The organism is Paraburkholderia sp. J7 (assembly GCF_905220155.1).
Classification (GTDB): Bacteria; Pseudomonadota; Gammaproteobacteria; order Burkholderiales; family Burkholderiaceae; genus Paraburkholderia.
In genome coordinates this window covers 635520-662360 of record NZ_CAJMYZ010000001.1, presented here as the reverse complement: position 1 = coordinate 662360, position 26841 = coordinate 635520, and the positions used below count along the sequence as shown (strand labels likewise).

Here is a 26841-nt window from a genome sequence, read left to right as displayed (position 1 = left end):
ACGTATGCCGGCGCGGCGCGCCCGGCGGGTCGTTCAGCCGGTCTGCAAAGCCGCTCGTGCGCGGCGGCTTGCGTACCTTTGTCTTCGTTAGCACCACGGGCTCGCAGTCGTGCGCGCAGCGGGCTATGCATTTAGTTGCAAATCTTGATGCAACCCACGTTTGGGCTTTAGTTGCCCGTCAAAAACATCACGTCGCGCGGCAGCGGCACGAGGTGCTGGCCGCCGTCCACGACGAGCGTCGTGCCCGTCACGCCGGAAGCGCGCGCGAGATACAGCGCGGCTTCCACGAGATCCGCAGGCCGCGACGCGCGCTTGAGCGGCGTGACCTGGTGCGCGGCCGCGAAGCTCTCTGGCGTCTGGTCGCCCGACTGCAGCGTGAGCCCGGGCGCGAGCCCCACCACGCGCACCTTCGGCGCGAGCGCCTGAGCGAGCGCGACGGTGGCGTTCTGCAACGCAGCCTTCGTCAGCGTGTACGACAGATAGTCGGGATTCATGTTGTACAGCTTCTGGTCGAGCACGTTGATCACACATGTGCGCAGCGTCTCGTCGTCCACCGCTGCCTCGGGCGTTGCCTCGTACAGCATGCGCGCCAGTACGAGCGGCGCGCCCACGTTGATCGCCATGAGCTGCAGCAGCTTCGCGTAGCCCACATCCCGCGCGGTGTCCTCGTCGAAGCGCGACGCATTGTTGAGCACGCACGCAGGACGGCCGAGCGCCGCCGCGCAGTCCGGCACGAGCCGCGCCACCTGGGCCTCGCTGCCGAGGTCGGCGTGCAGCGCCACAGCCCTGCGGCCCAGCGCCGCGATTTGGGCGACGACTTCGTCGGCGGCCTCGCGCGACTCGCCGTAGTGCACCGCGACGTCCCAGCCGCGCGCCGCAAAGCCGAGCGACAGTTCGCGGCCAATGCGGCGTGCGCCGCCCGTCACCAGCACGACGGGCGCCTGGGCGTCGGAATCGGGGCGCGATCCTTCGCCGGATGCGCTCAGGTCGGCGTCAGCCGGGCGGATGCCGGGAGTTGCGCTCATTTACAATGCGGGGATGAATCCGAAAGCTCACGAACCCGATAGTTTACCTGTTCCCGAGCCGATCGCGCTCGCGCAGTCCGAGGCGCTCGCGGCCACGCTGCGCGCCGAGATCGCGGCGGCGGGCGGGTGGCTCCCGTTCGACCGCTACATGGAGCGCGTGCTCTATACGCCGGGGCTCGGCTACTACAGCGGCGGAGCACGCAAGTTTGGCCTTTTCGCCGACGACGGCAGCGACTTCGTAACCGCCCCTGAACTTTCGCCGCTTTTTGCTGCGACGCTCGCGCGCGCCGTGGGCGAAGCGCTCGCCGCCAGCGGCACGCATCGCCTGATGGAATTCGGTGCGGGCACGGGCCGCCTTGCGGCGGGCGTGATGCTCGCACTCGACGCCGCAGGCGTGCCGTTCGACGCCTACGCCATCGTCGATCTGTCGGGCGAGTTGCGCGCGCGCCAGCGCGAGACCATTGCGCAGCTCGCGCCCGCGCTCCTCGATCGCGTGACATGGCTCGATGCGCTGCCTGATCAGTTCGAAGGCGTCGTGATCGGCAACGAGGTGCTCGACGCCATGCCGGTGCGCCTGTTCGCGCGCAAGGACGCCGTGTGGCATGAGCGCGGCGTGAGCATAGGCGCAGAAGGCGCCCTCGCCTTCGCCGATCAGCCCGCGAATTCGGGACGCGACGCGGGCTGGGCACACAGTGCGCTCGCGGGTGTGGACGGCAGCGAAGACTACGTGAGCGAAACGCACGAAGCCGCGCTCGCGTTCACGCGCACGGTTTGCACGATGCTCAAGCGTGGCGCGGCGTTCTTCATCGACTATGGATTTCCGCGCCACGAGTACTACCATGCGCAGCGCGCGCAAGGCACGCTGATGTGCCACTACCGGCACCGGGCGCACGGCGACCCGTTCCTCTATCCCGGCTTGCAGGACATCACTGCGCACGTGGAATTCTCGGGCATTGCCGAAGCGGGTGTCGAAGCGGGCGCGGACCTGCTTGGCTACACCACGCAGGCGCGCTTTCTGATGAACGCGGGCATTACCGACGTGCTCGGCGAAATCGATCCACGCGACCCGCAGCACTTTTTGCCTGCCGCGAACGCGGTGCAGAAACTCGTTTCCGAAGCGGAGATGGGTGAGCTATTCAAGGTGATCGCGTTTTCGCGCGGCATCGACGAGACCATCGCGGCGTTCGCGCGCGGCGACCGCAGCCATACACTCTGACGCGCACGTCACGCGACCATGATCCGCTGGTTCCTCACCACCTTCATCGCTGTCGCGATTCTCTCCAGCGCGCAGCCGTGGCTCAAGAAGCTCGGCATCGGGCGGCTGCCCGGCGACATCACGCTGCGCATTTTCGGCCGCGAGTATCCGCTGCCGTTCATGTCGACGCTCGTGCTTTCGATGGCGCTCTCGTTTCTCGTGCGCGTGCTCTGAGCGAGCGGGCCCGGCTCGCTCACGCCGTAGCGAGCGCGGCCTCTACCGCCGCCACGCGCGCTTCGTGCACCGCTTCTTTAATTCTCTCGGCGCCGCCACGCTCGATCGAGCGCGCAATCGCCCCCGCGTCCACGCCGCGCGCGGCCACGAGCGCCACGCGCAAGCGTTCGGCCTGCGGATAAGGCGCGTTCTCCCAGTTCAGCCGCCCGCGCAAATCCGATTCGCAGGACTGCAGCGCCTCGGCAAACCGCGCCGGTTTGCGCAGCGCGTCGCATCGCTCGAGCATGCGCACGAGCGCCGCCGCCCCCATATCCATCACGCGATGCACGTTGCCATGCTCGCGCGCGACCAGCACGGCGAGGTCGCGGCAATCGTTCGGCACGCGCAGACGGTCGCAAAGCGGCTTGAGCAGATCGACGCTGCGCCCTTCATGGCCAATGTGGCGCGGCAATACGTCCTCGGGCGTCGTGCCTTTGCCGAGATCGTGCGTGAGCGCCGCGAACCGCACCGGCAGCGTGTAGCCCTGCGCAGCCGCATGGTCGATCACCATCATCACGTGCACGCCCGTATCGATTTCGGGGTGATAGTCGGCGCGCTGCGGCACGCCCCATAGCGCGTCGAGCTCGGGCAGCACGCGCGCAAGCGCGCCGCAATCGCGCAGCACCTCGAACATGCGCGAAGGCTTCGCCTCCATGAGACCGCGGGCAATTTCCTGCCATACGCGCTCGGGCACGAGCGCATCGACTTCGCCCGAAGCGACCATCTCGCGCATGAGTTCGAGCGTTTCGGGCGCGACAGTGAAGTCGGCGAAACGCGCGGCAAAACGCGCGATACGAAGAATGCGCACGGGGTCTTCGAGAAATGCGTCGCTCACGTGGCGAAACACGCGGGCTTCGAGATCGCGCGCGCCGCCGAACGGATCGACCACCTCTCCTGTGAGCATGCCGCCCGGCTGCACTTCCCGCGCCATCGCGTTGATCGTGAGGTCGCGGCGCGCAAGGTCTTCCTCGAGCGTCACGTCGGGCGCGTAGAAGAACTGGAAGCCGTGATAGCCCGCCGCCGTCTTGCGCTCGGTGCGCGCAAGCGCGTACTCCTCGTGCGTGTCGGGATGCAGAAAGACCGGGAAGTCCTTGCCCACCGGGCGATAACCCTGCGCGGCCATCTGCTCGGGCGTCGCGCCCACCACGACATAGTCGCGGTCGCGCACGGGCAGCCCGAGCCCCTCGTCGCGAATCGCTCCGCCTACGACATAGATCTTCATTCGTCGTCGCGTTCGTCGTCGGCGACGATGTGTGTTTCGCGGCGCGCGGCTTCCACCCACTCGGCGACCGCAGGCAGTGCGCTCACGCGCTGGGCGTAAGCGGCGGCTTCGGGCGAGAGCTTCGGCTGGTAGCTATTGAAGCGCATGACGACCGGCGCGTACATCGCGTCGGCAATGGTGAATTCGCCGAACAGGAACGGCCCGCCGCTCGCGGCCAGGCACTCGCGCCAGAGCGCGTCGATACGCGCGACATCGGCGAGCGCGCCCGGCGTTGCACCGGCGCCGGGCTTGATCTTGCGGATGTTCATCGGCATGTGGTTGCGCACTTCGCCGAAGCCCGAATGCATCTCCGCACTCACGCTGCGCGCGCGGGCCCGCGCGTTCGCGTCGCGCGGCCACAGCGCGAGCTGCGGGAAGCGCTCGGCGAGCGTCTCGGCAATCGCGAGGGAATCCCACACGGAAAAGCCGTCGTCGGAGACGAGGCACGGCACCTTGCCCGAGGCCGAAAACGCGAGGATCGAGGACTTGGTGCCCGGCTCGTCGAGCTCGATCAGCACTTCCTCGAACGCGATGCCGAAGTGCGTGAGCAGCACCCACGGGCGCATCGACCACGACGAATAGTTCTTGTCTCCGATTACGAGCTTCATTGTTCACATGACCGTAGTGAGTTGAAAGAGCACCGGCGGGTAGCCGCTTACGGGCTATCGACCGGCGCTGGCGCGAAAGATGTTCAGCCGCGAGCGCAGCGAGGCGTCGGCGAGATAGAGCGGCGCGATCGTCTCGATGCTCGCCGGCTCGATATCGAGCTCGGGAGCGAGCGGGCCGGTAAGCACGCTGTCCACCTTCATCGAATCGAGATTATCGCGCGTGAGCACCGGCACGCCGGGCGCCATCTCGAACGACAGCGCCTGCAGGCGCCCGAACGCGTCGGGCAGCCGCACGATGCGTGCGTGGCGGCCCACCGCTTCGCCGCAATACTGCACCAACTGCTCGAGCGTGTAGACCGTCGGGCCGCCGAGTTCGTAAGTGTGCCCGCTCGCGGCGTCGAGATCGAGCACGTTGACGATCGCCTTTGATACATCGCCCACGAACACGGGCTGGAACTTCGCGTCGGGCATGGCGAGCGGAATCATGGGAAAGAGCCGCTGCAGCAGCGCGAAGCGGTTGAGGAACGTGTCTTCCGGACCGAACACGACCGAAGGCCGGAAGATTGTCGTGGCAAGCGCCGTGGCCGCGTGCACGGCTTTCTCGCCGTCGCCCTTCGAGCGCAGATACATGCTGGGCCCACGCGTGTCGGCGCCAAGTGCGCTGATGTGGATGAGGCGATGCACGCCCTTGCCCTCGCAGGCGGCGACGATTTTTGTAGGCAAGTCGACGTGCAGTTTCGCGAAGCCCGGCCCGTAAGGATCGCCGCGGCCGCCGTTGAGCGTGCCGACGAGATTGATGACCGCGTCCGCGTTTTCGACGAAGGCCGCGAGCGCGACCGGATCGGACACATCGGTCTCGACCACGTCGATGGGCAGCAGGGTGAGATGGCGTGCGTTGTAGCGGCGGCGGGTGGCGACGCGCACGTCCTTGCCCGCCTCGACGAGCGCGTTGACGAGATGGCTGCCGATGAATCCCGAACCGCCGATGACCGCAATGGCTTGATGTCGCATCTTCGACCTCCTCGGGCAGACGGCGCCGCCGCGTACGAGGTCCGGTTCGTCCCGCAGCGCGCCGGCCGGAAGGCGGGGCGCGCAGCGTGCCGTCATGCCGCGCACGATCCGTATGACGGGAAGTGGCGCGGCGTGACGGCCCGGCGCTTACGGCGTGATATAGCCGAGACGCGCCTTCAGCGATTGCGGACGGCCCTCGAACAGCGCCGCATAGTAGACCGTGTTCGACAACACGTTTTTCACGTAATCGCGGGTTTCCTGAAACGGAATGGTCTCCGCGAAGATGGCGCCTTCGACGCCGCCCTGCAAAGTCTGGCGCCATGCGCGCGGGCGCCCCGGCCCGGCGTTGTAGCCCGCGGTGGCGAGCACGGCGGAGCCATCGAACTGATTGTAGATCATCGACAAATAGTTCGTTCCGAGCAGGATATTGGTGTCGAGATCGTTGAGCTGGTCGCGCGACAGCGGGCCAATGCCGATCTTCTTCGCCACCATCTGCGCCGTGGCCGGCATGATCTGCATGAGGCCGCTCGCGCCCACGCCCGACTTCGCGTTGAGAATGAAACGCGATTCCTGGCGGATGAGACCGTAGGCCCATTCGACGTCGAGGCCGTTGGTTTGCGCGTCGCGCTCCACGACGTCGCGGAACGGCGCGATGTAGCGCAGCGAGAAGTCGTGTTCCGTTTGCGTGCGGTCGGCCGTGTTGACGGTGCGGTCGAGCAACTGGATGCGTTTTGCGTACTCGGCGACGGCGAGCAACTGGCGATCGCTCATGCCGCGCAGCGGCCAGTTCCATTCGCGATTGCCTTCGAGCCGCAGATTCAGCGCGTAGAAGCGCTGTGCGAGCGCGAAGCCCGGCGTTTGCGCGGCCTGGGCGATGTCGGCGTCGCTGACCGTGGTCTTTGGCGGGATCGTGATCTTCTGGCCGAGCTCTTCGGTGGCGAGCTGGCCGTAGAAGTTATAGCCCTGCGAGATCGACGCGAACTCCTTGCTCGCGAGGCCCGTTTCGCCCGCCTGCTTGAGCGCGCGTGCGTGCCAGTAGACCCACGACGGTTGCGCGCGCAGCGCGGCCGGCATCTGCTCGATCGACCAGCGCACCATCGTCCAGTCGCCGCCCAGCAGCGCGGCGCGCGTACGCCATTCGTAAGCCGGGTACGAAAGCGGTGCGTTGGCCGAGAGGCGATACCAGTCGATCGCGGCGGGCAAACGCTTTTGCGCGCCCTGATAACCGATCGTGCCCCAGCCGATCGCGCGTTCCGGCGAGGTGAGCTGCGGCGCAACGGCGGCGTAGGTCGCGGCGGCCATGGCCGGATCGTTGCGCGCCATTACCGTGACGGCGAGCAGTGCGAGCTGATGCGATTGCGGATCGCCGGTGACGCCTTGTGCGAGCGTGAGCGGCGGTGTGCTCACCGCCTGGCTGAACGCCGTCGGGTCGGGACGCTGCGACAGGCCGTCGAGCAGTTTTGCGCCGGCCGCGGTCTGGTTCTGCTCGTAGGCGAGGCGGATCTGCTGCCACACGTCGTCGCTCGAGAACTGGCCTTTGATCGCAAGCGCGGTGATGAGATCGACGCAGCCGTCGCCGTAATAGCGCGGCTCGGTCAGCAGCGCGCGCGCATCGTTGGCGACGTTCTCGCCGCGCGCCGCGCGCGACTCGAGCGCGTAGCACTTCACCTGCGTGTCGTCGTTTAGCACGAAGCGCGGGTATTGCTGGTCGAAGTTCGCCCAGTCGTGGCGCGCGCCCAGCACGAGCAGATAGTCGTTGCGCAGACGGTCGGCGATCGCCTGGCCGTCGTAGCGCTGCAGGAACGACAGCACCGGCGCATCGGGCGCGTCCACGCGCGCGTGGCCTTGCGAATCGAACAGTTGCGGCTTGAGCTGGAAGTATTCGAGATACGACGGCGCCGGGTAATCGGGGATCATCGCAGCGAGTTGCGCGGCGCGCGCGGGATCGTTATTGCGCGCGGCTTCGCGAAGCTGGATGAAAGTCTGATCGTCGTTCGAGAGGACTGCGCCTACGGGCAGTGCGACGGGGCGCACGGCGTCCGCCGTGCTGCATGCTACGAGTGCCGCGGCAGTCAGTGCGAGACCGACCACGCGATATACTCGGACAAGGCGTTTGGACATCGTTATTTCTGGAGCGCGAGGTGAACCCAAGCATAGCACGCAACCCTCACACGGAATCCAAAAAGGACTGGCGTGCAAGGCTGCTTCCTCGGCGAATTGAGGCGGCTTCCGACATGGCAATCGGGGCGGCGCTGACGGCTCATCTCGACGCGCTCGTCGCACAATTTTCGCCGCGCTCGATCGGGTTCTATTGGCCCTTGCGCGGCGAGTTCGATGCGCGCGCCTGGACCACCGCCTGGCTCGCCGCCGATGCGTCACGCCGCGCCGCCCTGCCCGCCATTGCCGAGCGCCACACGCCGCTCGTGTTCCACGCCTGGACACCGGACGCCCCGATGCGCGAAGGCCATCACGGCATACCCGAGCCGCAGTCGCAGGAAGTGATCGTGCCCGATCTCCTCCTCGTGCCGTGCGTGGGTTTCGATCGCGACGGCTATCGCCTTGGCTACGGTGGGGGCTACTACGACCGCACGCTGGCTGCCTGGCCCGGTGAGGCGTTGCCCGTCACGGTGGGCATTGCGTACGAAGCGTGCCGCATTGATGACGGCGTGCTCGCGCGCGAGGCACACGATCTGCCGCTCGACGCCGTGGTGACCGAAGCCGCCACGCTTCGTTGCCAACGTTCGCGCGAGCGCTGAACGCGGCCCGGGTCACTCAGGCGCGACTCAAAGCGAAGCCGCCGCGCGCGCGGCCGTGTCGTAGAGCCCCGACGCATTGCGCATGAGCTGCGCGGCCTCGCCGATCTGCAGGTTCGTGAGGCCGCTTTCCTTGAGCGTCGCGATGAGGCAGCTTTCGCGCACATCGCGGTAGCGCAGACACAGCGCCTGCCCTTCCGGCGTGACCGAGAAGAAGACTTCCTTGCCGGTCTTTTCGCTTTTTACATACCCTCTGGAGACAAGCTTCTTCAACGCATACGTGGCCACGTGCGTGTCCTCGATGTTGAGCACGAAGCAGATATCCGCGAGCTTCTTGCGCCGCTCGCGATGGCCGACGTGATGGAGCAGCGACACCTCGATCGGCGTCATGTCCTTCACGCCCGCCGCCGACATGCAGCGCACCATCCAGCGGTTGAACGCATTGCTCGCCATGATGAGCGCGTACTCGAACTCGGAAAGCTCGGCGCTCGACTCGGAGACGAGATGTTCGGACGAAACGATCTTGGTCGGCTGGCGCGACATGGCAGGTAACCCGGTAGTCGGTGGTCGAAGAGGCAAAGCGGCGTGGCGTGAGTGTAATTGCAGCGCGTTTTCGGTGCGCCTGGCGAAAACGCTTATTGATAAATTGTAGATAATTTATCGACAATGTACGCTAGGAAGGAATGGCGCCGGGTGTCTGCCTGCGCAAATTTTCGACCGGTCGAACCCGTCCCTGATCGATCCAACATGCCGAATTCTGACCCTCGCATTTTTCCTCTCGGTGACGAAGCGCTCGTCTGCGAAGCGCCGCCGCCCGCCACGCTCGAGATCCAGCGCCGCGTCTGGGCCGTCGCCGCGCTCGCGCGCGGCTGGGCGCCGGTGCGCGAAGTGGTGCCCGGCATGAACAATCTGACGATCACCTTCGATCCGCTCTCGGCCGACGCCGCGGCGCTCGCCGGCGCGCTCCGGGAAGCCTGGCGCGACGCCGAAGACGCGAGCGTTGCCGGCCGCGAGGTCGAGATACCCGTGGTTTATGGCGGCGAGGATGGCCCCGATCTCGAAGCGGTCGCGCAGCACTGCTCGCTCGCTGCCGCCGACGTCGCCGCGCGCCACGCCGCGGGCGTCTACACGGTGTTCTTCCTCGGCTTTCAACCCGGCTTCGCCTATCTCGGCGGACTCGAACCCCAGCTGCACACGCCGCGCCGCCGCGAGCCGCGCCTGGCCGTCCCGGCCGGGTCGGTAGGCATCGGCGGCGAGCAGACGGGTATTTATCCGGCTGCGTCGCCCGGCGGCTGGCAACTGATCGGCCGCACCGCCGCGAAGCTGTTCGACCCTGCGCACAATCCGCCCACGCTGCTCATGCCCGGCGACCGCGTGCGCTTCACCATTGCGGAGCTCCACGCATGATCGAAGTCTTGCGCGCGGGCCTGCTCACCACGGTCCAGGATCTCGGCCGCCCCGGCTACCGGCATCTGGGCGTCGCCACCGGCGGCGCGCTCGATACGCTCGCGCTCGAAGTGGGCAACCGTCTCGTCGGCAACCGGCCCGACGCGGCCGGCATCGAAATCACCTTCGGCCCCGTCGCGCTGCGCTTCGCGCGCGCCACGCGCGTCGCCATTACGGGCACCGACTTCGGCGCCACGCTCGGCGGCCGCCCGGTCTGGTCGTGGTGGAGCCTGCCCGTGGCCGCGGGCGAGGAACTGGTGCTCAACGGTGCGAAGCGCGGCATGCGCGCCTATGTCTGCGTGGCGGGCGGCATCGACGTGCTGCCCATGCTCGGCTCGCGCAGCACCGACCTGGCGGCGGGCTTCGGCGGCCTCGCGGGCCGCGCGCTCAAGGATGGCGACCGCCTCGCCACCGGCGCCTCGTTCGCGCCGGGCCGCGAGCGCGCCGCGCTGGACCCGGGCGCGCCGGCCTTCGGCGTCAAGGCGCCCGTGTGGTGCAGCTTCGCGCTGGCCGACGAGCCGCATCACCGGCGCGGCCGCCATCCGGACGGCATGGCGTGGGCCGTGCCCGTGCGCGTGCTGCGCGGCCCCGAGTACGACAGCTTCACGGCCGAAGCGCAACGCGCGTTCTGGTCCGACGAATGGCAGCTCACCCCCAACAGCAACCGCATGGGCTTTCGGCTCACGGGCACACCGCTCGCGCGCACGAACAGCGCGGACCTGCTCTCGCACGCGGTGCTGCCCGGCACGATTCAGGTGCCGCCGAGCGGCCAGCCCATCGTGCTGATGGCCGACGCGCAGACCACGGGCGGCTACCCGAAAATCGGCTCCGTGATTCGCGCCGACTGGTGGAAGCTCGCCCAGGTGCGGCTCACCGGCGGCGTGCGTTTCGTGGAAGCGACGCCGGCCGCCGCGCGCGCGGCGCTGGAAGAGGAACGGGCGTATTTGCGGCAGATCGACGCCGCGATTGCCATGCACGACGAGCGCTATGCGAGCCGCCGCGCGAATGTAGTTTCAAGCGCGGCCGCGAGCGCGTGATTTTCAAGCACCATCGGTAAGACGAGCAGTAAGAGGAACACATCATGACCACCATCGATCTGAACGCCGATCTCGGCGAAGGCTGCGGCTCCGACGAGGCGCTGCTCGACCTCGTGAGTTCGGCCAACATCGCGTGCGGCTGGCACGCAGGCGGCGCCAATGCCATGCGCGAATGCGTGCGCTGGGCCGTGGAAAAAGGCGTGTCGATCGGCGCGCATCCGAGCTTCAACGACCCCGAGAACTTCGGCCGCAAGGAGATGAACCTGCCGCGCGAGGAGATCTACGCGGGCGTGCTCTACCAGCTAGGCGCGCTCTCCGCGATCGCCCAGGCCGAAGGCGGCCGCATCGCTCACGTGAAGCCGCACGGCGCGCTGTACAACCAGGCCGCGCGCGACCCGCAAATCGCCGAGGCGATCGTCTCCGCCGTGCATGATTTCGATCCGTCCGTGACGGTGTTCGCGCTCGCGGGCAGCGGGCTCGTCACGGCGGCACGCGAGGCGGGGCTCGTGGCGATCGAGGAAGTGTTCGCCGACCGCGGCTACCGCGCGGACGGCTCGCTCGTGCCGCGCAGCGAGCCGGGCGCGCTGCTCGACGACGAAGACACCGTGCTCACGCGCACGCTCGCGATGATCCGCGAGCAGCGCGTGCAGGCCGTGAACGGCGCCTGGGTGCCGCTCAACGCGCAGACCATCTGCCTGCACGGCGACGGCCCGCACGCGCTCGCGTTCGCGCGGCGCATCCGCACGGCGCTCGACGAGGCGGGCATTGGCGTGCGCGCGGCGGGCGCAGGCGAGGTCTGACGCCCTAGCCTCAATGCGGCAATGCGCGCGGCAATCGCCGCGCGCTACGTGCACGGCAATACCCAAGGTTTTCGCAAGGCAATCCCCCGGCAGCGCAAGCTGCAGACGTAGTTGTACCCAGCAGGTTCGTAGTTGTACGAACGGCCATTAGAGCCGCGCAGTCAACGCCGCTACCCGCGGCAATCAACGACAAGCCAATACGTTTGGAGATCCACATGCAGAGCACCGTCAACTTATGGCCGCTGATCGGGGTGGCCGTCATCATCGCCGGCTTCTTGTTACGGTTCAATCCGATGCTGATCGTAGCCGCGGCGGCCGTCGTCACCGGTTTCGCCGGGGGCTTTCCTCCCGGTAAGATTCTCGCCGCCATCGGCACCGGCTTCATCAAGACCCGCAACATCCCGCTCATCATCCTGCTGCCGCTCGCCGTGATCGGTCTGCTGGAGCGCCACGGCCTGCGCGAGCGCGCGCAGATCTGGATCGGCAGCATCAAGGCGGCGACTGCCGGGCGGCTGCTCATCGTCTACCTGCTCGTCCGCGAGCTCACCGCCGCTGTCGGCCTGACAGGTCTGGGCGGTCATCCGCAAATGGTGCGGCCGCTCATCGCGCCGATGGCCGAAGGCGCCACGGAAAACCGCTTCGGCAAGCTCTCCGACGCCGTGCGCTACAAGCTGCGCGCGTACTCGGCCGCGACCGACAACGTGGGCCTCTTCTTCGGCGAGGACATCTTTGTCGCGTTCGGGGCGATCGTGCTGATGGTCACGCTGCTCAAGGAAGCGGGCGTTTCGGTCGAGCCGATCCACGTGGCGCTCTGGGGCATTCCCACGGCGATCTGCGCGTTTCTGATTCACGGCACGCGGCTCTGGCTGCTCGACCGCAAGCTCGAGCGCGAGCTGGGCGGCGCGAAGCCGGCCGGTGCAACGGCGCCGGCAGCCGACCAGCGCCAGGGAGACCAGGCATGACGCTCACCCTCAACTGGCTCTTCTGGCTGCTCGGCATCGTGCTGCTCATCGTGGGCGGCATGATCGTGATGGACCGCGAGCATCCGCGCCGCTTCACGGCAGGCGGCTTCTGGCTGCTCTACGCGCTCATTTTTCTCGTCGGCGACATGCTGCCCGTCGAAATCGTGGGCGTGCTCGTGATCGCCATGGCGCTGATCGCGGGTCTCGGCGGCGTGACCGCCGCCAAACCCAAGGTGCTCGCGCTCGAAACCCGTCTCGCCAGCGCCAAACGGCTGGGCAACAAGCTCTTCGTGCCCGCGCTCACCATCCCCGTGATCACCGTCGTGCTCACGCTCGCGGCCAGCCATCTCGTATTCGGCGGCAAGCCGCTCATCGACCCGAAGAACGTCACGTTGATCGGTTTCGGCATCGGCTGCGTGATCGCGCTCGCGATTGCCTGCATCATCACGCGTGACAGCGTTGGCCAGTCGATGAAGGAAACGCGCCGCCTCGTCGACGCGCTCTCGTGGGCCGCCGTCCTGCCGCAGATGCTCGGCATGCTCGGTCTCGTGTTCTCGGACGCGGGCGTGGGCAAGGCCGTCGCGCACGTGACGACGTCGTACATCAACATGGACGTGCGCTTCGTCGCGGTCGTGGTCTATTGCGTGGGCATGGCGCTCTTCACGATCATCATGGGCAACGGCTTCGCCGCGTTTCCGGTGATGACGGGCGGCGTGGGCGTGCCGGTGCTGGTGGGCATGTTCCACGTCAACCCTGCAATGATGGCCGCCATCGGCATGTTCTCGGGCTACTGCGGCACGCTCATGACGCCGATGGCCGCGAACTTCAACATGGTGCCCGCGGCGCTGCTGGAACTGCCCGACAAGAACGCGGTGATACGCGTGCAGGTGCCCACGGCGCTTGGCATTCTCGCGGCCAATATCGTGCTGCTGAATGTATTCGGGTTTTGACGGAACGAAGGCGCCTGGGGGCGAAAAGCCGGCGAAAGCCGGCTTTTTTTTGCGCCAGCGTTTAGCGCTCAGGCCGCGCGCAGCGAAGCGGCGTCGAGCGCTTCGCAAAAGTGCGGAAAATGCCGCGCGACGAGCACCTCGGGCAGCACATACTGCGGAAAGCATTTCGCCGTGTTGTGAGCATGGAGCACGTGCAGGCACAGGCCCGCGTCGTCGGCGACAAGCGCAATGCGCGCGCCGCGCGAACGCGCGGCCGTGATGAAGCGTCCGTCTTCGTTGAACGAACGCGGCTCGAACGGCTGTGCCGCCCACAACTGCTTCGTATAGACGTAGCTGAAGCCGTAGCCCAGATGGTTGTCGGCGAAGGCCGGGTTGTCCCGCGGGAAATTGAGCACCGTCATGGGCTGAGCGCTCCAGCAAAAATGCAGGCCGCTCTTGCGCATCAGGTCCCAGTACGCGAACTGGCCATACACGCGGCTGTAGAGGAAGAACGCCCCGAGCTTCACGAACTGCACGTCGTGCAAGCGCATGTGCCCGAGCATCGTGCTCAGGTAGTCGGGCGCGTAGACCTCGTCGTCGTCGAAATGCGCGATGACCTCGCCGCGCGCTAGCTCGGCCGCGAGATTGCGCTTCTCGCCAACCGTCAAACGCGTGCGCAGGTGGCGATACACCACGCGCTCGTCGTTCAGACTCGCCATGAAGGCGCTGGGCGTGTCGCTGTCGTCGATCACGATCCATTCGAGCCCGGGCGCGCGCTGCGACGCGAACGAGCGGTAGGCGAGCGGCAAAAACGCTTCACGGTTCCAGGTGGGCGTGACGACGCTCACGCAGGGCGCGTTCGCCGGAGCGGCGGACGAAGAGAACATGGCAGCGACCTCAGCAGCACAAAACCCGCATGCTAGGCGCGCGCTCTGGCTGCCGATATCGAACGTTGACTAAATGCGCTCACTTTTGATCGAACGCAAAGACACGGCGAGCGGCGCCGAGGCCAGCGCTCAACCTGGGTCGACGTTGAACCCACGCTGGCGCAGCAACTGGAGCACGCCTTTCGGGCCGCCCAGGTGCAAGGCGCCGACGGCCACGAAGAGCGGCTTGTTGGGCGCCACATACTGCTGCATGCGCGAAACGAAGCGCCGGTTGCGCTCGTAGACGATGCGGTTATCGACCGACGCCGCCACCCGCGCGTCGTGCGAGAGTTTTTCGGTACGCGCCGCCTCCCAGGCGGCGATCGCGTCGGCGTCGCCCACGCGCCACAGGTGCAGGAGCGTTTGCACGTCGGACACGTTTTGCGCCGGCGTTTGCGCAAGATCCTGAGCGAGCATCTCGCGCTGCTGCGCCAGGCTCAGGTTCGTGAAGGCGCGCATCTGCTCGGCAAGCGTCTCCAGCCCGACGATGCGGCGGCCCTTCCAGCGCAGGAACACGTTCTGCAGTTGCGCCTCGGTGCCGTATTCGGTCTGCAGGCCGGCGCTCAGCGAATCGTAGGTTTCCACGAGCAGCGAGGCGAGCCACGGCCGCATCTTGCGGATTTCGGCAAGCGCCTCGGGATTGCCGCGCATGCGCGCCTCGAGCTTCTGCCAGAGCGGATCGGGTAAGAGGCCCGGCAGGCAGGGCCGTTTGCACACCCCGTATTTCGAGACATCGTCCTGGGAAACGAGCAGATCGTCGGGGGAAAGCTCGAGCGCGAGAATGGGCGACGCGGCGAGCGCCGCGAGAATCGGCGGGCGAAACGGCTGTCCAGGCGGATAGTCGGCGGGGTCGCCCACATGGAGCGTGCCGAGCAGATAGATCGTGAGATTGCCGCGCGTGGCGACGTAGAACGGCATGCGCGCTGGCTGCGTGCGCACCGGGCCGCCAGCCGTCGTGCCGGAGGCATAGCTCGGCACGGCGGGCGCGGCGTGAAAGCCGGGAATGCCACCGCTCGAGCCGCGCGCAGCACCTGGCGGCACGGGGACGGCCGGCCGCACACCGGGCGTATTGGCGACGGCGCCACCGGCGAATGCCGTGTCCGGCGCGCCCGCGAGCACGCCGAGCGCGAGCGAGAGCGAGACCACCGCGCGTAGCGCCCTGCTCGACGCGGTCTTGAGCGCCGCGCACAGCGCTACCGCCAATGCCACACCGAATGCCAAACCCGAAGCCACACCGAATGTCACGCCACCAGCCGTAGACAGCCCGGCAACCACGGCAAAAGCGGCAGCCGGAACGATTGAAAAAGCGGCGGAGAAAACGGTAGGAAAATCAGTGAAAAGGGCGGCGCGACGGCCGCCCATCAACTGGCGGCGCGTAACGATAAAACGACGCGCCGCCGTCGCTTCAGGCCGGCATAGGCCGCCCATCCTCTTCCCCCACCTCCTCTGCACGATGGCAGGATACCTGACGGCCGTCCACTTCGCGAAGTACAGGAACTTCCTTACGACACCTGTCGATCGCGTATGGACAACGTTGGTGGAACGTGCAACCAGAAGGCGGGTTCAGCGGCGAAGGCAATTCGCCCTCGAGCTTGATCTTCACGCGGCGGTCCGCTTCGAAAATCGCGGGTGTGGCCGAGAGCAGCGAGCGCGTGTACGGATGGCGCGGCCGCGAGATCACCGTGTCCTTGTCGCCCAGTTCCGCCACGCCGCCCAGATACATCACCATCACGTCGTCGGCAATGTGCTCGACCACGGCCAGGTTGTGCGAAATGAACACGTAGCTCGTGCGGAACTGCTCCTGCAAGTCCATGAACAGATTGAGAATCTGCGCCTGGATCGAGACGTCGAGCGCGGAAACCGGCTCGTCGGCCACGACGATCTGCGGGTCGAGAATCATCGCGCGCGCGATCGCCACACGCTGGCGCTGGCCGCCCGAGAACATATGCGGATAGCGCTTGGCGTGCTCGGGCCGCAGGCCGACGATGCGCATCATGTGCGCAATGCGGTCCGCGCGCTCAGTCGCCGTGAGCCGCGTGTTGATGGCGAGCGGCTCGCCGAGCGTCTGCTCCACGGTCTTGCGCGGGTTGAGCGAGGCGAACGGGTTCTGGAACACCATTTGCACGCGCCGGCGCAGCGCGGCGATCTTCGCTGCGTTTGCGTGCGCAACGTCTTCGCCGTCGATCGTGAGCTTGCCCGAGGTGGGAGGCTCGATCATCGTGAGCTGGCGCGCGAGCGTCGATTTGCCGCACCCCGACTCCCCCACCACGGCGAGCGTGCGTCCGCGCGTGAGCGAGAACGACACGCCGTTGAGCGCCTTCACCGTACCGGTGCCGAACATGCCGCGCTTGACGCTGTAGTGCTTCTTGAGATCTTCCGCGACGAGAACCTTGTCATCCTCATGAGCCGCGTGTTGCTGGACTGCGTTCATCGCGCGCCTCCGTTGGATTGCGTCACCGCCGCGTTCAGCGGCCTGATACAGCGCACTTGCGCATAGCCGCTCTCATCGGTCACCGCGTTGAGCGCGGGCCGTGCCTTCATGCAGTCGTCCACCACGTATTTGCAGCGCGGCGCGAACAGACAGCCGCTTGGCCGGTCGTCGCGGCCGGGCACCATGCCGGGCAGCGCGGCAAGCCGCATCGCCCCCTTGTTGTGCTCGGGAATCGCCGCGAGCAGCGCTTCCGTGTACGGATGATGCGGACGCGAAAAGATGTCCGGTACGCGGTTCGTTTCGATGATCTCGCCCGCATACATCACGGCCACGCGCTGCGCGACTTCCGAAACCACGGCCAGATCGTGCGAGATCAGCACGAGCGCCATGCCGCGCTCCTTTTGCAGGCGCACGAGCAGTTCCATGATCTGCGCCTGGATCGTCACGTCGAGCGCCGTGGTGGGCTCGTCGGCGATCAGCAGCTTCGGGTTGCAGGCCACGGCCATCGCGATCATCACGCGCTGGTTCATGCCGCCCGACATCTGGTGCGGGAAGTTGTCGATGCGGTTCTTCGCGTCGGGAATGCCCACCTGGTCGAGCAGTTCGAGCGCGCGCGCATGCAGCGCCGAGCCGCGCAGGCCTTCGTGCAGCTTGAGCACTTCCTTGATCTGATAGCCGACGGTGTAGCTCGGGTTCAGGCTCGTGAGCGCGTCCTGGAACACCATGGCGATGTCCTTGCCCACGATGCGGCGTCGCTCCTTGCCCGTGGCGTTGAGGAGATCGCGGCCATTGAACGTGATCGAGTCGGCCGTGACCTTGCCCGGCGCGTCGATCAGGCCCATGAGCGCCATCATCGTCACGCTCTTGCCCGAGCCCGATTCGCCGACGATGCCGAGCACTTCGCCCGGCGCCACGGAAAGATTCACGCGGTCCACGGCGGGCAAGCCGTTGAAGTTCACCGCCAGATTGCGGATGGTGAGAAGTTCGTTATTCATGTCAGGCCATCCGCTTCAGCTTGGGATCGAGTGCGTCGCGCAGCCCGTCGCCGAGCAGGTTGATCGCGAGCACCGAGATCAGGATGGAAAGGCCAGGCATCGTGACGATCCACCATGCGCTGTCGATATAGTCGCGCGCCGAGGCGAGCATCGCGCCCCACTCCGCCCGCGGCGGCTGCACGCCGAGGCCGAGAAAGCCGAGCGCGGCGGCATCGAGAATCGCCGAGCTAAAGCCGAGCGTCGCCTGCACGATCAGCGGAGCCGTACAGTTGGGCAGCACCTGCGAGAACATCAGGCGCATCGTGCCGGCACCGGCCACGCGCGAAGCGGTCACGTATTCCTTGTGCAGTTCGCCCAATGCCGAACCGCGCGTGAGACGCACGTAACCGGGCAGCGCCACGATCGCGATGGCGAGCATGGTGTTCGTGAGACCCGGGCCGATGATTGCAACCACAGCGACCGCGAGCAGCAGCGAGGGCAGCGCCAGCAGCACGTCCATGAGACGCATGATCGGCGTATCGGCCCACTTCTCGAAGAACGCGGCCACGAGACCGAGCACGATGCCCGGAATCAGCGCGAGCACGACCGAAACGCAGCCGATCCACAGCGAGAGCCGCGCGCCGTACATGAGACGCGAGAGGATGTCGCGGCCCGCTTCGTCGGTGCCGAGAATGAACTTCCAGTTGCCGCCGTCGAGCCAGGCGGGCGGAATCTTCACGAAGTCGCGATATTGCTCGATGGGGCTGTGCGGCGCGATGAGCGGCGCGAAGATCGCGACGAAGATCAGCACGAGCACGATCACGCCGGCGCCCACGGCGCCCTTGTTGCGCGAGAAGTTCGCCCAGAATTCGCGCAGCACGAGCGCGCGGCCCGAAGGCGGCGTGACGGCGCGAGGCACGGTGTTCTGAATGTCAGCCATCATGCCTCCTGGTGTTCAATGGTGTGTTGTGGGGTTCGCATTTTCATGGCTCGCTTACCTCGTATGTCGAATGCGTGGGTTGAGCACGCCGTACAGCAGATCGACGAACAGGTTCACGACGATCACGAGCGTCGCGATCATGAGAATGCCGCCTTGCACCACCGGGTAGTCGCGCCGGCTGATCGCGTCGATCAGCCATTTGCCGATGCCCGGCCAGGAGAACAACGTTTCGGTAAGCACCGCGCCCGCGAGCAGCGTGCCGACCTGCAGGCCGATCACGGTCACCACGGGGATGAGCGCGTTGCGCAGCGCATGCACGACGATCACGCGCACGGGCGAAAGACCCTTGGCGCGCGCGGTGCGGATGTAATCCTCGCGCAGCACTTCGAGCATCGACGAGCGCGTCATACGCGCGACCACGGCGAGCGGAATCGTGCCGAGCACGATAGCCGGCAGGATCAGGTGGCTCACGACCGACTTGAACGCGCCTTCGTCGGTGCCGGGCAGGAGCGAGTCGATCAGCATGAAGCCGGTCACGTGCGGAATGTCGAATTCCACCGCGATGCGGCCCGACACAGGCGTCCAGCCGAGCTTCGACGAGAACACCATGATGAGGATGAGCCCCCACCAGAAGATCGGCATGGAGTAGCCGGTGAGCGCGGTGCCCATGACGCCGTGATCGACGACGGTGCCGCGCCGCAGTGCCGCGAACACGCCAGCGGGCAAGCCGACTGCGAGCGCGAAAATGAGCGCGCAGATCGACAGCTCGACGGTGGCGGGAAAGCGCGCGAGAAACTCGCCCATCACGCTCGTATTGGTGATGATCGAGGTCCCGAGGTTGCCGTGGATGGCGTGCCAGACGTAGTGGAAATACTGCATCGGCAGGGGCTCGTCGAGCCCCAGGCGGTGCATCGCCTCGGCGTGCATTTGCGGATCGACGCCGCGCTCGCCCATCATCACTTCGATGGGGTCGCCCGGAATCAGGTGGATGAGTGCGAACGCCAGAATGGTGATACCGATGAACGTGGGTATGACCATGCCGATGCGGCGCAATACGAAGCGGAACATGTGGTGTTCCCCCAAAAGCTTGAAATGAAACGCAACCGGCGACAGGGGCTCGTGACCCCGGTCGCCGGACCATATTTCGCCCGCTTTCCGATCAGGTGAAAGCTGGGCGAAAACTACCCGATAAACATTACTGCATGCCCACGCCGTCGAAGCGCGCGTAGCCGAGCGGTTCGATGCGCATGTCGATCACCTTCTTGCTGACCGGCTGATAGACGGTCGAGTGAGCGATCGGAGAGAACGGCAGTTGCTGCGCGAAAATGTGCTGCGCGTCCTGGTAGAACTTGGTGCGCTGCGCAACATCCGACGTCTGGCGGCCCTTCTGGACCAGTTCGTCGAACGGCTTGTAGCACCACTTGCCGAAGTTGTTGCCGTTCACGGCCTCGCAGCCGAGCAGCGTGCCGAGCCAGTTGTCGGGGTCGCCGTTGTCGCCCGTCCAGCCGATCAGCATCGAGTCGTCCTCGCCCGCGTGCGCGCGCTTGATGTACTCGCCCCACTCATACGTGACGATCTTCGCCTTCACGCCGATCTTGGCCCAGTCGGCCTGAATCATTTCGGCCATCAGACGCGCGTTCGGGTTGTAGGCGCGCTGCACGGGCATGGCCCACAGCGTGATCTCGAAACCGTTCGACTGGCCAGCCTTGGCGAGCAGCGCCTTGGCCTTTTCCGGGTCGTACGCGTTGGCCGGCAGGTTCTTGACGTAGGACCATTGCGTCGGCGGCATCGGGTTGGTGGCGAGCTGGCCCGCGCCCTGGTACACCGAGTCGATGATCGCCTTCTTGTTGATCGCCATGTCGAGCGCGTGGCGCACGTCCGCGTTGTCGAGCGGCTTGTGCGTGACGTTGTACGACAGGTAGCCCAGGTTGAAGCCCGGCTGCGACGGCATCGCGATGTTCGCCTCGGCCTTCAGCGGCGCGATGTCGGCGGGACGCGGATAGCTCATCACCTGGCATTCGTCGCGCTTGATCTTCTGCACGCGCACGCTGGCATCCGGCGTGATCGAGAAGATCAGCTTCGAAAGCTTCACGGCGCCCGGCTTCCAGTAGTCAGGATTGCCGTCGAAACGGATCGTCGCGTCCTTCGTGTAGCTCTTGAAGATGAACGGACCCGTGCCGACCGGATTCTGGTTCAGGTCGGCAGCCTTGCCGGCCTTCATCAGCTGATCCGTGTATTCAGCCGAGAGGATCGAGGCGAATTCCATCGCCATGTTCTGGATGAACGGCGCGTTCGGCTCGTTCAGCGTGAACTTGACCGTGTACGGGTCGACCTTCTCGACCTTCGCGATCAGCTTGTCGAGGCCCATGTCCGTGAAGTACGGGAACGAGACCGGGTACGCCTTGCGGAACGCGTTGTTGGGGTTGAGCATCCGGTCGAACGTGAACACGACGTCGTCGGCGTTGAATTCGCGCGAGGGCTTGAAGAACGACGTGGTCTGGAACTTCACGCCATGACGCAGATGGAACGTGTAGGTCTTGCCGTCCGGGGAAACGTCCCACGATTCTGCGAGGCCCGGTTCGACCTTCGTGCCGCCGCGTTCGAATTCGACGAGACGGTTGTAGACGGTGAACGTGTTCGCGGTGAAGTCGGTGCCGGTCGTGTATTGCGCCGGATCGAAGCCAGCGGGGCTGCCTTCCGAGCAGTAGACGAGCGTCTTGTTCGGAATGCTTTGCGCGGCGTGCGCGAGCGGGGCTCCAGCAATCGATGCCGCTGCGAGCGCCACGAGAGACGTCAATCGGGCAGCACGCAACAGTTTGTTTTCTTTCATGTTTCCTCCAGTTCAGTGCCGGCTTGCGCCAGCGTAGCGCGATCTTACTTGAGCAGGTGCCGCAGTCACAAGCAAGCCAAAAGTCCCGTCGCCTGTGGAAAACGCCGGGTTGACAGGATCGCTTGTTGCCGCATGGTGCGGTGCAGCGTACCTTTGCCCCTCTTTTATTGCGCCGGATAACGATAATCGCGCGCCGCTTTGACGCGCGCTCGAGGGCGGCCATGCGTTCCTGACGCACGTCAACCGCACCGTCCTACCCTCAAAAAAAAACCGCGCGGCCCGGGAGTCCGGGAACCGCGCGGTTTGTTGACGCCTGGCTCGTCGCCAGTGAGCGCCTTAGAACCCCAGGCGCTCGCAGATCGTTTTCGTGGCCTGCGCCGCGTTGAGCGTGTAGAAGTGGATGCCCGGCACGCCCGCCTCCATAAGGCGGCGGCACAGGTCCGTCACCACGTCGAGCCCGAACGCGCGAATCGACTCGCGATCGTCGCCGAAGCTTTCCAGACGCTTCGCGACCCAGCGCGGCACTTCGGCGCCGCACATCTCCGAAAAGCGCATGAGCTGCGAGTAGTTCGTGATCGGCATGATGCCGGGCACGATGGGAATATCCACGCCCAGCTTCTTCGCGTCGTCGACAAAGCGGAAATACGCGTCCGCATTGAAGAAGTACTGCGTAATCGCCGAATTCGCGCCCGCCTTCACCTTTTGCGCGAACGCTTCGAGGTCGTGGCGCGGCGAGCGCGCCTGCGGGTGGTATTCGGGATACGCGGCCACTTCGATGTGGAACGCGTCGCCGGTTTCCTCGCGGATGAAGGCAACGAGCTCCGACGCGTAGCGCAGCTCGCCCACCGCGCCCATGCCCGAGGGCAGGTCGCCGCGCAGCGCGACGATGTGGCGGATGCCGTGCGAGCGGTACTCGCCGAGAATCGCGCGCAGGCTTTCTTTCGAGGAGCCGATGCACGAGAGGTGCGGCGCCGCCTCGATGCCTTCCTTCGCGATGTCGACGACGGTGTCGAGCGTGCCCTGTTGCGTCGAGCCGCCCGCGCCGAACGTCACCGAGACGAACTTCGGCTTGAGCGTGGCGAGCTGGGCGCGCGTGGCGCGCAGCTTTTCCACGCCGTCCGGCGTCTTCGGCGGGAAGAATTCGAATGAGAGTTCGATCGGTTTCATGTTGATGAGGCCAGTGAGGCCAGGCCGCGTAGGTGAGCGGCCCGGGCCCGCATCAGCCGAGGCTGCGGTTGCCGAAAATCAGCGCCGAAAGCAGCCACGAGACGATGCTGTACAGGATCGAGCCGAAAAATGCCGACCAGAAGCCCGACACCTCGAAGCCCTTGAGGAGCGACGCCGCCAGCCAGAAGCACAGCGCATTCACCACGAGGATGAACAGGCCGAGCGTGAGGATGGTCACGGGCAGCGTGAGCACGATCAGCAGCGGGCGCAGCACGGCGTTGATGAGGCCGAGCACGATCGCGACGATGAGCGCGGTGCCGAAACTGCGAATATGGATCGACGGAACGAGCCAGGTGATGATCAGGAGCGCGAGCGCGTTGATCAGCCAGGTCAGCAGCACGGTCATAAGGACTCCTTTTGCGTCGTTGCTTTTGTATCGCCAGATGCCGGCGGCGGATGCCGCCCGCGGTCCCCACGCGTTGCGTGCGGGGATTGGGGTCAGCATCCGCTTGACCGCTTAAACGCGGCTTAAAACTTCAAGCCGCGTTTAGCGCGTTTGTATCGGGCTGTAACCAGCCCGCGACCGGCTTAGTAGCGATAGTGGTTCGGCTTGAACGGACCGTTCTTCTCGACGCCGATGTACGAAGCCTGCTCGTCGGACAGCACCGAGAGGTTCGCGCCGATGCGCGCGAGGTGCAGACGCGCGACCTTTTCGTCCAGGTGCTTCGGCAACACGTACACCTTGTTCTCGTACTTGCTGCCTTCGACGAACAGTTCGATCTGCGCGAGCGTCTGGTTCGTGAACGAGTTCGACATCACGAACGACGGGTGGCCCGTGGCGCAGCCGAGGTTCACGAGGCGGCCTTCGGCCAGCAGGATCACGCGCTTGCCGTCCGGGAAAATGATGTGGTCGACCTGCGGCTTGATGTTTTCCCACGTGTACTGGCGCGTCGAAGCGACGTCGATTTCCGAGTCGAAGTGGCCGATGTTGCAGACGATCGCGTTGTGGCGCATCGCCTTCATGTGGTCGTGGTTGATCACATGGTAGTTGCCCGTTGCCGTCACGAAGATGTCGGCCTTGTCGGCGGCGTATTCCATCGTCACGACGCGGTAGCCTTCCATCGCGGCTTGCAGCGCGCAGATCGGATCGATTTCCGTGACCCACACGGTCGCGCCGAGACCACGCAGCGATTGCGCGCAGCCCTTGCCCACGTCGCCGTAACCGGCCACGACAGCGATCTTGCCCGCGATCATCACGTCGGTCGCGCGCTTGATGCCGTCCACGAGCGACTCGCGGCAGCCGTACAGGTTGTCGAACTTCGACTTCGTGACCGAGTCGTTGACGTTGATGGCCGGGAACGGCAGACGGCCTTCCTTCTCCATCTGGTACAGGCGGTGCACGCCCGTCGTCGTTTCTTCGGTCACGCCCTTGATGTGCGCGAGGCGCTTCGAGTACCACGTCGGATCGATGTCGAGGTGCGCGGCGATCGACTTGTACAGCGCGACTTCTTCCTCGTTCGTCGGCTTGGCGATGACCGAGCGGTCCTTTTCAGCCTTCGAGCCGAGGATCAGCAGGAGCGTTGCGTCGCCGCCGTCGTCGAGAATCATGTTGGCGAATTCGCCGTTCGGCCATTCGAAAATGCGGTGCGAGAATTCCCAGTATTCGTCGAGCGATTCGCCCTTGAACGCGAACACCGGCACGCCGCCCTGCGCGATGGCGGCGGCAGCGTGGTCCTGCGTCGAGAAGATGTTGCACGAGGCCCAGCGCACGTCGGCGCCGAGCGCCGTGAGCGTTTCGATCAGCACGCCCGTCTGGATGGTCATGTGCAGCGAACCGGCGATACGCGCGCCCTTGAGCGGCTGCTGCGCCTTGTATTCTTCGCGGGTTTGCACGAGGCCCGGCATTTCGGTCTCGGCGATGTTGAGTTCCTTGCGGCCCCATGCGGCGAGCGACATGTCGGCAACGATGAAATCTTTGGCTTGATCTTGCGGAACTGCGGCGTTCATCACGCCCTCCTTTCTAAAAGTGACTAGAAATTAAAGACGTGAGCGCCGTTTTCAGTGCGGCGACTTCGCGGCATCGTGCCCTCGAATCAACCGTATTGAGCGCCTTCGAGCCTGGCGGGTTAGAGAAAACCCGTCGCAACGCTCCTCGAAGACGAGGCGTGATTGTAGCAAATTGAGACGGCCAGTTGGATGGCGGCTGCGTGACCGACCGGGGGCCGCGCGCCTCAATGGCCCTGGCCCCGCAACGCGAGTCCGCGCGTCTGCCGCACGCTAGCCATTGCCGTGGCGAGAAAGGCTTCCGAAGCGCGCAGCGTTTCACCCTGCAGGGCCGCCGGCACCGCGCTCAAGCCCAGCTGAAGGCTCAAATAGCGTTCCGCGGCCATCCCCGAGCGATAGTGCAGACGCACCCGCTTCGCGTCGATCAGGCGGCGCTGCCCGAAGGCCTCGCTCAGCGCCCATGCGAGCGCACCGTCTTCGCCGCCGTGGCGGCGAAAGGTTTCGTCCATGGGAAAGCCGCCCAGCGCGAGAAACGCGCCACGGCGGATCACGAGACTGCTCGGCGCCGTATTGCTGATCGCTTCGGCGTGCCTGGCGAAATCGGGGTGTGCGGCGAGCCGGTCCGGAAAGCCCGCATAGTCGACGTCAAGCCGAATCGCTGCTTCGTGCGGATGCTGCTCCAGATGCGAGTGCGCGGCGGCGAGCGCGCGGGCAAGCGTGGCCGCGCCGTTGTAGCACGCGACGATGATGGTGATCGGTTGCATGGAACAGGATGAGGGTGACCGACAACGTGCGTAAGCCACATCCGAGAGCGACCTACACGACGAGACGGCGAATCCTACCCGCGTCCGGCAAAGGTCCATCCTGATAAAGTCCGCCCGCGCCGAACGATCGCGCCGTGAATTAAACAGGCAGGAAACCCAGCGCCGGCGCGAGCAGCACCATCACCACGCCCGCGATCATCATCGTGAGGCTCGCCACCACGCCCTCTTCGCTGCCCAACTCGCGCGCCTTTGCCGTGCCGACGCCGTGCGCCGCCGCGCCAAAGAGCGCGCCGCGCGCAAGCCGCGTGCGCAGCGGCACGAGGCCGAGCACCAGCTCGCCGAACAGCATGCCGCACACGCCCGTGGCGATCACGAAGAGCGCGGTGAGGTCGCGCGGCGCGTGGATCTTGTCCGAAACCGCGAGCGCGAACGGCGTGGAGATCGAGCGCGTCATCAGGCTGCGCTGCAGATCAGGTGAGAGATGCAGGAGCTTGGCCAGCGTGAGCGAGCCGCCCACCGCCACGATGATGCCGACCGTCACGCCCACCGTGAGCGAAATCCAGTGACGCTTGAGCAGATCGCGGTATTCGTAGATCGGGACCGCGAAGGCCACCGTGGCCGGGCCGAGCAGCCACATGAGCCAGCGCGTGTCCTGGAAGTAGACGGGGTACGGAATATGGAGCACGAGCACGAACACGGCGAGCACCGCGGGCACCGCGACGAGCGGCGTGAGCCACGGCGAGCGAAAGCGCGCATAGAGCGCCTTCGAGACGAAATAGAGCGCAACGGTGAGGATGAAACAGCCGGCGGCGATGAGCCGCGCTGCGTCGTCGGCGAACAGGGACGCATAAAACGTGTTCATGACGGAATCACCCTCTCTCTGTTCAGTGCGTTGCAGCCTCAAGCCCGCGCCAGATGGCGCGAATCACGCACGCGGCGCAGCGCGAGACGCCGCTCGAGCTTTGCGGCCTGTTCGACCGCGAACGCCACGGCCACCATCACCATCAGCGTGCCGCCAACCACGACGAGCGCGAGGCGCCAGCCGTCGGCGCGAAACAGGCCGCCGTATTTCACGGCCGCCACGGCGGCCGGGATGAAGAACAGCAGCATGTCGGAGAGCAGCCAGTCGGCGCCCGCCTTCACCCAGCGCGGCGTGACGCCGCCGCAAAAGAGCAGCGCCAGCAGCAGCACGAGGCCGACCACGCCGCCCGGCACCGGCAGGTGCGTGACACGCGTGAGCAAGTCGGCGGCATACCAGACGCCCGCGAGCAGCGCCGACTGCACGGCAATGCGGCCGATACGGCGGCCGAGGCTCGCCACGCCGCCCACGTTGCGCGCGGCGCTTTCGGAAACTTTCGCGGTCGTGTTCGAGGTAGTCATGGCAAACCCTAAGTGACACTGGAATGGAAGTCAGTATAGGGTGCAGCGCAGCATAAACATAATGACTTAGAATCATCTGCTACATTCCATATTGGAATGCACCAACTCAGCACCCCGCTGGGCGT

At 65.9% G+C, this 26841-nt stretch carries 27 protein-coding genes and 1 riboswitch; of the genes, 8 read left to right on the top strand and 19 right to left on the bottom strand.

The genetic code is table 11. The annotated features are described in order from the left end of the window. Window positions 1–167 precede the first annotated feature (167 nt). Entirely contained in the window at window positions 168–1025 is an 858-nt protein-coding gene (locus U5A58_RS02955) for an SDR family oxidoreductase (protein ID WP_321960200.1), read from the bottom strand. A gap of 13 nt (window positions 1026–1038) precedes the next feature. Between U5A58_RS02955 and U5A58_RS02950 the strand changes: the two genes are divergently transcribed. Together U5A58_RS02950 and U5A58_RS02945 are read left to right on the top strand one after the other, a co-directional pair. After that, complete coding sequence (locus tag U5A58_RS02950) at window positions 1039–2241, top strand: class I SAM-dependent methyltransferase (protein WP_321960199.1); 1203 nt, start codon at window positions 1039–1041, stop codon at window positions 2239–2241. Window positions 2242–2259: 18 nt separating this feature from the next. Next, the gene (locus U5A58_RS02945) at window positions 2260–2454 is read left to right on the top strand and encodes a DUF2905 domain-containing protein (protein ID WP_321915292.1); all 195 of its coding nucleotides are present in this window, start codon (window positions 2260–2262) and stop codon (window positions 2452–2454) included. 19 nt (window positions 2455–2473) lie between these two features. Here U5A58_RS02945 and U5A58_RS02940 read toward each other — a convergent pair whose 3' ends face one another. The 4 genes from U5A58_RS02940 to U5A58_RS02925 form a co-directional block, all read right to left on the bottom strand. After that, window positions 2474–3715: a multifunctional CCA addition/repair protein gene (locus U5A58_RS02940; RefSeq protein WP_321960198.1), complete on the bottom strand. Its 1242-nt coding sequence runs from the start codon at window positions 3713–3715 to the stop codon at window positions 2474–2476. After that, window positions 3712–4362, bottom strand: a complete 651-nt coding sequence (locus U5A58_RS02935) for a glutathione S-transferase family protein (RefSeq protein WP_321960197.1) — start codon at window positions 4360–4362, stop codon at window positions 3712–3714. Before U5A58_RS02935 ends, U5A58_RS02940 begins: the two co-directional genes overlap by 4 nt. A 54-nt stretch (window positions 4363–4416) precedes the next feature. After that, on the bottom strand, window positions 4417–5373 hold the full coding sequence (locus tag U5A58_RS02930) for a complex I NDUFA9 subunit family protein (RefSeq protein ID WP_321937099.1): 957 nt from the start codon (window positions 5371–5373) through the stop codon (window positions 4417–4419). Window positions 5374–5520: 147 nt separating this feature from the next. Then, a complete protein-coding gene (locus tag U5A58_RS02925) occupies window positions 5521–7494 on the bottom strand; it encodes a lytic transglycosylase domain-containing protein (RefSeq protein WP_321960196.1) in 1974 nt (657 codons plus the stop codon). Window positions 7495–7502: 8 nt separating this feature from the next. Here U5A58_RS02925 and U5A58_RS02920 point away from each other — a divergent pair, with 8 nt between their 5' ends. Then, window positions 7503–8129, top strand: a complete 627-nt coding sequence (locus U5A58_RS02920) for a 5-formyltetrahydrofolate cyclo-ligase (RefSeq protein ID WP_321960242.1) — start codon at window positions 7503–7505, stop codon at window positions 8127–8129. Window positions 8130–8156: 27 nt separating this feature from the next. Here U5A58_RS02920 and U5A58_RS02915 read toward each other — a convergent pair whose 3' ends face one another. Continuing rightward, on the bottom strand, window positions 8157–8669 hold the full coding sequence (locus U5A58_RS02915; RefSeq protein ID WP_321960195.1) for a winged helix DNA-binding protein: 513 nt from the start codon (window positions 8667–8669) through the stop codon (window positions 8157–8159). A 204-nt stretch (window positions 8670–8873) separates the two neighbouring features. Here U5A58_RS02915 and pxpB point away from each other — a divergent pair, with 204 nt between their 5' ends. From pxpB to U5A58_RS02890, 5 genes are all read left to right on the top strand, one after another. Then, window positions 8874–9533 (top strand): 5-oxoprolinase subunit PxpB, encoded by a 660-nt coding sequence (pxpB, locus tag U5A58_RS02910; protein ID WP_321960194.1) that lies wholly within the window; start codon window positions 8874–8876, stop codon window positions 9531–9533. Continuing rightward, the gene (locus U5A58_RS02905; RefSeq protein ID WP_321960193.1) at window positions 9530–10609 is read left to right on the top strand and encodes a biotin-dependent carboxyltransferase family protein; all 1080 of its coding nucleotides are present in this window, start codon (window positions 9530–9532) and stop codon (window positions 10607–10609) included. The genes pxpB and U5A58_RS02905 overlap by 4 nt, the downstream gene beginning before the upstream one ends. A gap of 44 nt (window positions 10610–10653) precedes the next feature. Further along, on the top strand, window positions 10654–11409 hold the full coding sequence (gene pxpA / locus U5A58_RS02900) for a 5-oxoprolinase subunit PxpA (RefSeq protein WP_321937095.1): 756 nt from the start codon (window positions 10654–10656) through the stop codon (window positions 11407–11409). Between the two features lie 215 nt (window positions 11410–11624). Continuing rightward, complete coding sequence (locus tag U5A58_RS02895) at window positions 11625–12371, top strand: DUF969 domain-containing protein (RefSeq protein ID WP_321915300.1); 747 nt, start codon at window positions 11625–11627, stop codon at window positions 12369–12371. Continuing rightward, entirely contained in the window at window positions 12368–13321 is a 954-nt protein-coding gene (locus tag U5A58_RS02890) for a DUF979 domain-containing protein (RefSeq protein WP_321915301.1), read from the top strand. The genes U5A58_RS02895 and U5A58_RS02890 overlap by 4 nt, the downstream gene beginning before the upstream one ends. Before the next feature lie 68 nt (window positions 13322–13389). Here U5A58_RS02890 and U5A58_RS02885 read toward each other — a convergent pair whose 3' ends face one another. The 13 genes from U5A58_RS02885 to U5A58_RS02825 all read right to left on the bottom strand — a co-directional run bounded on the left by U5A58_RS02885 (window position 13390) and on the right by U5A58_RS02825 (window position 26716). Continuing rightward, the gene (locus tag U5A58_RS02885; protein ID WP_321960192.1) at window positions 13390–14187 is read right to left on the bottom strand and encodes a glycosyltransferase family 2 protein; all 798 of its coding nucleotides are present in this window, start codon (window positions 14185–14187) and stop codon (window positions 13390–13392) included. A 129-nt stretch (window positions 14188–14316) separates the two neighbouring features. Beyond that, a complete protein-coding gene (locus U5A58_RS02880; RefSeq protein WP_321960191.1) occupies window positions 14317–15435 on the bottom strand; it encodes a TraB/GumN family protein in 1119 nt (372 codons plus the stop codon). A gap of 196 nt (window positions 15436–15631) precedes the next feature. Further along, a complete protein-coding gene (locus U5A58_RS02875) occupies window positions 15632–16657 on the bottom strand; it encodes a peptide ABC transporter ATP-binding protein (RefSeq protein WP_321915304.1) in 1026 nt (341 codons plus the stop codon). Then, window positions 16654–17652: an ABC transporter ATP-binding protein gene (locus U5A58_RS02870; RefSeq protein ID WP_321915305.1), complete on the bottom strand. Its 999-nt coding sequence runs from the start codon at window positions 17650–17652 to the stop codon at window positions 16654–16656. The genes U5A58_RS02875 and U5A58_RS02870 overlap by 4 nt, the downstream gene beginning before the upstream one ends. A gap of 1 nt (window position 17653) precedes the next feature. Then, the gene (locus U5A58_RS02865; protein WP_321960190.1) at window positions 17654–18571 is read right to left on the bottom strand and encodes an ABC transporter permease subunit; all 918 of its coding nucleotides are present in this window, start codon (window positions 18569–18571) and stop codon (window positions 17654–17656) included. Window positions 18572–18625: 54 nt separating this feature from the next. Beyond that, window positions 18626–19639 (bottom strand): ABC transporter permease subunit, encoded by a 1014-nt coding sequence (locus U5A58_RS02860; RefSeq protein WP_321915307.1) that lies wholly within the window; start codon window positions 19637–19639, stop codon window positions 18626–18628. A gap of 127 nt (window positions 19640–19766) precedes the next feature. Beyond that, on the bottom strand, window positions 19767–21401 hold the full coding sequence (locus U5A58_RS02855; RefSeq protein ID WP_321915308.1) for an ABC transporter substrate-binding protein: 1635 nt from the start codon (window positions 21399–21401) through the stop codon (window positions 19767–19769). A 336-nt stretch (window positions 21402–21737) separates the two neighbouring features. Next, complete coding sequence (gene metF, locus U5A58_RS02850) at window positions 21738–22568, bottom strand: methylenetetrahydrofolate reductase [NAD(P)H] (RefSeq protein WP_158758848.1); 831 nt, start codon at window positions 22566–22568, stop codon at window positions 21738–21740. 52 nt (window positions 22569–22620) lie between these two features. Next, on the bottom strand, window positions 22621–22974 hold the full coding sequence (locus tag U5A58_RS02845) for a phage holin family protein (RefSeq protein WP_028203399.1): 354 nt from the start codon (window positions 22972–22974) through the stop codon (window positions 22621–22623). Between the two features lie 182 nt (window positions 22975–23156). Beyond that, the gene (gene ahcY / locus U5A58_RS02840; protein WP_321960189.1) at window positions 23157–24575 is read right to left on the bottom strand and encodes an adenosylhomocysteinase; all 1419 of its coding nucleotides are present in this window, start codon (window positions 24573–24575) and stop codon (window positions 23157–23159) included. Between the two features lie 33 nt (window positions 24576–24608). Further along, a riboswitch (S-adenosyl-L-homocysteine riboswitch) is annotated at window positions 24609–24728 on the bottom strand. Between the two features lie 71 nt (window positions 24729–24799). Then, complete coding sequence (locus tag U5A58_RS02835; protein WP_321960188.1) at window positions 24800–25336, bottom strand: hypothetical protein; 537 nt, start codon at window positions 25334–25336, stop codon at window positions 24800–24802. 139 nt (window positions 25337–25475) lie between these two features. Continuing rightward, window positions 25476–26198: an LrgB family protein gene (locus U5A58_RS02830; RefSeq protein ID WP_321960187.1), complete on the bottom strand. Its 723-nt coding sequence runs from the start codon at window positions 26196–26198 to the stop codon at window positions 25476–25478. A gap of 38 nt (window positions 26199–26236) precedes the next feature. After that, window positions 26237–26716: a CidA/LrgA family protein gene (locus tag U5A58_RS02825; protein ID WP_321915313.1), complete on the bottom strand. Its 480-nt coding sequence runs from the start codon at window positions 26714–26716 to the stop codon at window positions 26237–26239. Window positions 26717–26841: the final 125 nt, after the last annotated feature.